Here is a 5826-nt window from a genome sequence, read left to right as displayed (position 1 = left end):
GATGACATCCCCCCGCTCCAGCGTCATTATTCGGGAGATGAAGCTGAGCAACTCCTCCACCGGGAATATCATGTTCTGCGTTGAGCCCTGCTGCCTTAGCGTGCGGTTCAGGTATAGCTTCACCTCGAGCTGGTCCGGGTCCACCTCCTCAGGCGTAACCACGTACGGGCCAAAGGGGGCGAAGGTGTCGAAGCTTTTAGCTCTGGTCCACTGTCCGTCCCTGCGCTGAAGGTCGCGGGCTGTGACGTCGTTGAAGCAGGTGTAGCCCAGGATGCAGCGCTCAGCCTCCTTTGCAGGAATATTCCTGCACCTGCGCGAGATAACCACACCAAGCTCAGCCTCGTAGTCCACGCGCCCCGCCATGGCCGGGTAAACTATCCCCCCGCGATGGGCAAGGGCAGCGCTGGGAGGCTTAAGAAAGAGCACGGGTTCGCCGGGCAGCGGCATGCCCAGCTCCTCGGCGTGGTCTCTGTAATTCAAACCCACGCACACAATCTTGCTGGGACGCGAGGGGATGAGCACCTCAAGCTCCTCCAGCGCAAAACGCCTGCCCTTCAGCCTGCCTGAGGTTACCAGAACCTCGTTGTCCTCCACGATGCCCTGAAGCACGCGCTTACCGTAGCGGAACCTGCCCAGAATCACTCCATCCTCGCCCCTTCATTGTTCGCCTTTGTAAGCCAGACGCTGCGCACATCGCTGCGGGAGTGCACAGCCCTGAGGAACTCACCCGCATCCCTGGGGAAGGCGTAAATCACAGGTCCAAAGCTGCTCAACCCTGCGCCGTAGCTCAGCCTCTGGCACAGTGCGAGCATCTCCCTGACGTTCTGCGCCTGGAGCATAACCTCTGTCTCCTTGAAGCCAATCCCCTGGATAGCATTAACCGCCTCCCCAAAGGCTGCGATGTCCTCCTCCACCAGAGCGGGCAGGAGCTTCATCAAAATCACGTGGCTGAGGCGCTCCACCTGGTTAATCGGAATCGGACAGAAACGCTGGAAGATGTTCACCTCTCGTTCGCCTGAGACCTGCAGCTCGGGCTCTGGGAGAACTACTGCTATATCCCAGTCAGGAAAATCTCGGCGCAGCAGCACAGGCGCGGGCTTTGCCCTGCTCGCCGAAGACGGGAGAAACTCCGGCTTCTCCTGCCTTGAGTGCCCGCCATCCAGTATAAAACCTCCACCTTCAAAGGCGGCCACACCTATCCCGGAGGTACCCCCCCGACCCACCACCTGCGCAAGCTCCCTAATGCCTGCGTCTATGCCGTAAGCCCTGCATATCCCTGTGGCAATCGCCAGGGAAAGCTGCGTCCCTGACCCCAGGCCAACATGCTGAGGATAGCTTCTCAGCACCCTTACCTCGGCTCCTGGTAAGGAATAGGCCTCAAGCACACGCTCTGCCACTGCACGCGCACGCTCCGCAGGCTCCCCTTTTACCCTCAAACTTCTGCTCCTCTCCACCTCAACGACCATGCCCGGCTCGCGAAGTGCTATACCTATACCCCCATCTACGCGTCCCAGTGCGCCGTTTAAGTCTATCAGCGTCATATGCAATCGCGATGGCGTGGTAACCCTAACCATCACCCTCACCCTCCAGCAGGAGCTCCAGGTAGGAGCGTCTCTCCACAGCCTCTCTGCCTATGCCCAGTGAGGCCAGAAACCCCACAAGCTCCTCAGGCGAATATGTCTCGCCGCTCTTCTCCACCTCCACAAAGGTTCCAAGGCTGGCAACCTGATCGAGCTCCACCAGGTAATCACCCATACGATACCTCCGCCTGAGCTTTTTAACCTGCGCAACCTCGGCAAAGCCAAGTTTGAGCAGAATCGCCCTTACAGCCTCGTAGCTCTCCACACCCACATTCACCTCCTCCCGCGTCTTTGTCACGGCGTCCAGCTTCCTCCCCTTATAGGTGAGGGTCACACTGCCGCGAGCCCTTCTCAGGCGAAGCGCCTCATCGCTCTGTGCAAAGTCCCTGCACGGGTGGTTAAAGTAAGCGTCCAGCTGCTCCTCCTCCCCAAGGTAGCGCGCACCCCTCTCACGGAGCCCTGCCTCTATCGCCTCGAGACTTGCGACTCGAGCCTTTATCTCAATCTCAAGCATGCCAATAGTTATATTGCTCGAGATAAATCTTTTTTCATGCTCTCTGAGTTTCTGGCGCAGCGCTACAGCAGGCTATTCCCGGGGCTCACTGAGGAGAAGCTCACTCGCCCGCTACCCCAATCGCTTCGCGTGAATACGCTGCGCATCACCGAGGAGGAGCTGGTACAGCGCCTGGAGGAGCGGGGCTTTGTGCTGGAGAAGATACCCTGGGTCAGGCACGGCTACTATATCAACAGGGCGCCCTTTTCGCCTGGCGCAACCCCCGAATATCTGCTCGGCTACTACTATCTCCAGGACCCTGCGTCCATGTATGCATGCGAGGCCCTGGAACCCAGAGGGAATGAGCTTGTGCTGGACGCAGCAGCAGCGCCGGGGGGCAAGACCACCCGCATAGCGCAGCTGATGCGCAACCGCGGGTGCGTGGTTGCAGTGGAGGTGAACAGGCACCGCATAAAGGCGTTGCGTGCAAGCATAACGCGAATGGGTGTGGAGAACACCATAGTTATAAGGATGGATGCGCGAGAGGTTGCGAAGCTCGGCCTCAGCTTTGACCGTGTCCTCCTCGACGCCCCCTGCACAGGCACAGGCACGGCGCATAAAAACAGGGATGCACTCAAAAAGCAGGAGAAGGACCTGGAGGTGCTCCTGCCACTCCAGCGCGCCCTCATAAGCGCCGTGTATGAGGTGCTCAGACCGGGGGGTGTGCTCATCTACGCCACCTGCAGCCTCCTGCCGGAGGAGAATGAGCTTCTGGTGCAGGAGGTGCTGGAGAGCAGGGACGCGAGGCTTCTCAGGATAAAGCACGGCTCATCCGCAATTCGCAAGCCCTATGGAATGCCTCTGGATAAACAGATTAAGAAAGCGAGAAGATTCTATCCCTGGGAGCATCGCTCGCAGGGGTTCTTTTTAGCAAAAATCCAGAAGCTCTAGAGGTGGGGTTTTATCTTTGATGCCAGGTGTTCCTTTGGCACGGCTCCGATAACCTTCTCAGCCACCTCGCCGTTCTTGAAGAGTATCAGTGTTGGTATGCTTGTTATTCCGAATCTCATCGCGGTCTTCGGGTTCTCATCCACATTGAGCTTCGCAAAGGCAACCTTTCCCTCGAACTCCTCAGCAAGCTCCTCTATGGTGGGACCAACCATCTTGCAGGGGAAGCACCAGGCCGCCCAGAAGTCCACAAGTATGAGGGGGTGTTCTTTCACCATGCTCTCGAAGTCGTCGTCGGTAGCGGTTAAGACCTTTCCTGCCATGTTATTCACCGTGTTTAAAAAGACGCGGGGCGCATATATAGTTTTTGGAGAAAGGTTAAAATCGCCGGAGGTAAGGGTAATGCATGCGCTTTCCGCTTCTTATCCTCGCCCTGACAGCACTTATCGTCCTAGCAACACTGAGCTACGAAAAGCCCCAACCAGAGCTCTGGGTGGAGGTGCACGATGTCTCCCCGGGCTATGGCATGCAGAATCTTGATAAGCTTCTTGATATCCTTGACTCGCGGGCGGATAGGATTGTTCTCCTGGTGATTCCCAACCGCTCGGGCAGGGAAGCTATAGGCGACTCTCACGGATTTGTAGCCTTTCTGAAGCGTGCCGAAGCGAAAGGTGCAGTCATAGGGGCGCATGGCTACACCCACGAGGGCTTCGAATTTTTCACCTCCCGCGAAGAGGCTGAGAGGCGCGTGAGGGAGATTAAGGAAGAGTTTGAGCGTGCAGGCTTCTCGCCGCGCATATTCTACCCGCCCCGCTACCTCGTGACACCCCCGGCGCTTGAAGTGCTCAAGGCGGAATTTCCGGAGGTGTACCTCCTAGACAGGATAGTCTCAGGAAATAGCACCCTGCCCTACGCTACACGGGAGTTCACCTTGGGAAGAGGGCAGAGGTTTATTATGCCTCTGGCAGAGCTATCTTTGCTTTTCACGAAGAGCGAAGTCTATCGCTTAAGCATCCACATGGCCTACCTCAACAATGAATCCCTGAAGTTTCTGGATGAATTCACATCCTGGGCTGGATTTGAGAGCGAGAGGAGAAAATGCGATGAAGAGCTGCTCCTGCGTGAGGCGCTGCGCATGGAGCCTCCTCCGCAGGTGCGTGGCGTGAAGCGCAACGCGTATGCGCTGCTCTATGCCGCGAACATGTACAGCACCACCCGCGAGGAGGGGTACAGAGGGATAGCTAAAAGACATGCGAGCTACCTTATGGCAGAGCAGCGCGACTCCGGAGGGTGGGGCGAAGCTGAGGGCGAGGCGACGTCGAGCTACGCCCTCCTCGAAAGTGCCGCTGCAACGTGGGCGCTCTCCCGGGCGTATACCACGGGCGTGCTTTCAGGAGCTGAGGTTGAGAGGAGCATAACGCGCGCGGGCGATGCCCTGCTGCGCAAGGCGGAGCTCCTCACCTTCTTCGGCTACAGCTTTGGTTTGAAGCCCAACGCAATAGGCTTCGCAGCTCTCGGCCTTGAAAGCGCAGCCGAGGCGGCGCAGGAGATGGGCGACTTTGAGAGAGCAAAGCGCTACCGCAGGAAGGCGGTGGAGATAGGCGAGGGCCTTGCGAGGATGCAGCTCAGCAGCGGCGCCTGGTACGATGGCCCCTACCGCTTGCCCGGCTATGAATGGCGCAGCGTGAGCGCCTGGTACCAGGGCATGGCGGTGAGCGGCGTGGCCGCGGCCTACGTAGCCTCGCCACCCGGGGAGAGGCTCAGATTTAAGGAGAGCGCGGAGAGGGGCATCGCCTTCCTGGAGGCAATGAGACGCGACGATGGCGGCTACTACGGCGTGCTCCACACCAACGGCACCCTCGCCGGCGACGGAAGTATAATGGTGCTTCAGGCTTATGCGATAGCAGAGAGCTTTGGTCTGCGCGCTGGCTGCGAAGGACTCACCTACACCGCCTCCCGGGTTAAAAGCTGGGATGCCAACTACGCCTTTGCAGTGAGTCAGATGATTGCCGATTTGAGCAACTAATCACTGAAACTTTTTATTGTTGAAATTGGAATCTATAAACATAATGGGGATTTATGCGGGTATAGGCATCTCAACAGTTATCTGGGCGATATTGGGAGCCTACGTGTTTTCAGAGATAAAGAAAACATACGAGAGAGGGGTCACGCTTCCAAAAAAGCTTCTGAGCCTCTGGTATATCATGTGGGGCTTCCATCATCTGCCGGTTATACTGGCATCGCTGCACTCCCTCTGGCCTATACCTTTGAGCAGCACTGCCGCGCTGGCATGCGGCCTGGTTGCGGTTTTAGTAGGCCTGCTCATTATGATAGCGGGGATAGCCGCGCTATCCTGGCGCAGGTCTACAGGACAGGATATCTCTGGGCTTGTGACCACCGGTATATACAGCTACAGCAGAAATCCCCAGTTCGTAGGCTGGTTCCTGATACTTCTGGGTATATCACTCGCCGGACGTTCGGGACTTGCCCTCGTGCTTACAGGGGTGTTCGCAGTTGTTATTCATCTGTATGCCACCCGCCTGGAGGAGCCCTATCTTGAGCGTCTGTATGGGGAGGAATACCGCCTGTACAAATCCAGGGTTGCTAGGTATATTGGAATACCAAAGGGAGCCTGAATCTATCACATCTCCACCGGCTTCCTGCCCAGCCTCACAGCTTCAAGGGCGCAAACCTTATATCCTCCTTCAGCATTACCTTACCAGCATGGCAGAGAAGATAGTCATACCCAAGGATGCCGAGACAATAGCCGACACCTGGGTGCACAGGAATCTCAAAGAGGTCATC

Annotated in this window: 7 protein-coding genes; 3 read left to right on the top strand and 4 right to left on the bottom strand. The window is 57.4% G+C overall.

The genetic code is table 11. The annotated features are described in order from the left end of the window. The 3 genes from ACXJJW_RS05320 to cyaB form a co-directional block, all read right to left on the bottom strand. Positions 1-642 (bottom strand): fumarylacetoacetate hydrolase family protein (locus ACXJJW_RS05320; RefSeq protein WP_456474699.1); only part of this gene is annotated, 642 nt, incomplete at its 3' end. Then, positions 639-1574: a beta-ribofuranosylaminobenzene 5'-phosphate synthase gene (locus ACXJJW_RS05315; protein WP_456474698.1), complete on the bottom strand. Its 936-nt coding sequence runs from the start codon at positions 1572-1574 to the stop codon at positions 639-641. The genes ACXJJW_RS05320 and ACXJJW_RS05315, both read right to left, overlap by 4 nt. Then, positions 1567-2094, bottom strand: a complete 528-nt coding sequence (cyaB, locus tag ACXJJW_RS05310) for a class IV adenylate cyclase (RefSeq protein WP_456474697.1) — start codon at positions 2092-2094, stop codon at positions 1567-1569. The genes ACXJJW_RS05315 and cyaB overlap by 8 nt, the downstream gene beginning before the upstream one ends. Positions 2095-2130: 36 nt before the next feature. On the opposite strand from cyaB, the gene ACXJJW_RS05305 reads away from it, so the two are divergent. Further along, positions 2131-3024, top strand: a complete 894-nt coding sequence (locus ACXJJW_RS05305; protein WP_456474696.1) for an NOL1/NOP2/sun family putative RNA methylase — start codon at positions 2131-2133, stop codon at positions 3022-3024. On the opposite strand, the gene trxA is transcribed toward ACXJJW_RS05305, so the two are convergent. Beyond that, a complete protein-coding gene (trxA, locus tag ACXJJW_RS05300; protein ID WP_456474695.1) occupies positions 3021-3344 on the bottom strand; it encodes a thioredoxin in 324 nt (107 codons plus the stop codon). The genes ACXJJW_RS05305 and trxA overlap by 4 nt on opposite strands. An 83-nt stretch (positions 3345-3427) precedes the next feature. Between trxA and ACXJJW_RS05295 the strand changes: the two genes are divergently transcribed. Together ACXJJW_RS05295 and ACXJJW_RS05290 are read left to right on the top strand one after the other, a co-directional pair. Continuing rightward, complete coding sequence (locus tag ACXJJW_RS05295; RefSeq protein WP_456474694.1) at positions 3428-5047, top strand: DUF2334 domain-containing protein; 1620 nt, start codon at positions 3428-3430, stop codon at positions 5045-5047. Positions 5048-5090: 43 nt separating this feature from the next. Further along, the gene (locus tag ACXJJW_RS05290) at positions 5091-5657 is read left to right on the top strand and encodes a methyltransferase family protein (protein WP_456474693.1); all 567 of its coding nucleotides are present in this window, start codon (positions 5091-5093) and stop codon (positions 5655-5657) included. Positions 5658-5826 lie beyond the last annotated feature (169 nt).

This window comes from Candidatus Pyrohabitans sp. (assembly GCF_054014795.1).
Note: the sequence above shows the minus strand (reverse complement) of the source record. Positions and strands in the feature narration are given on the sequence as shown.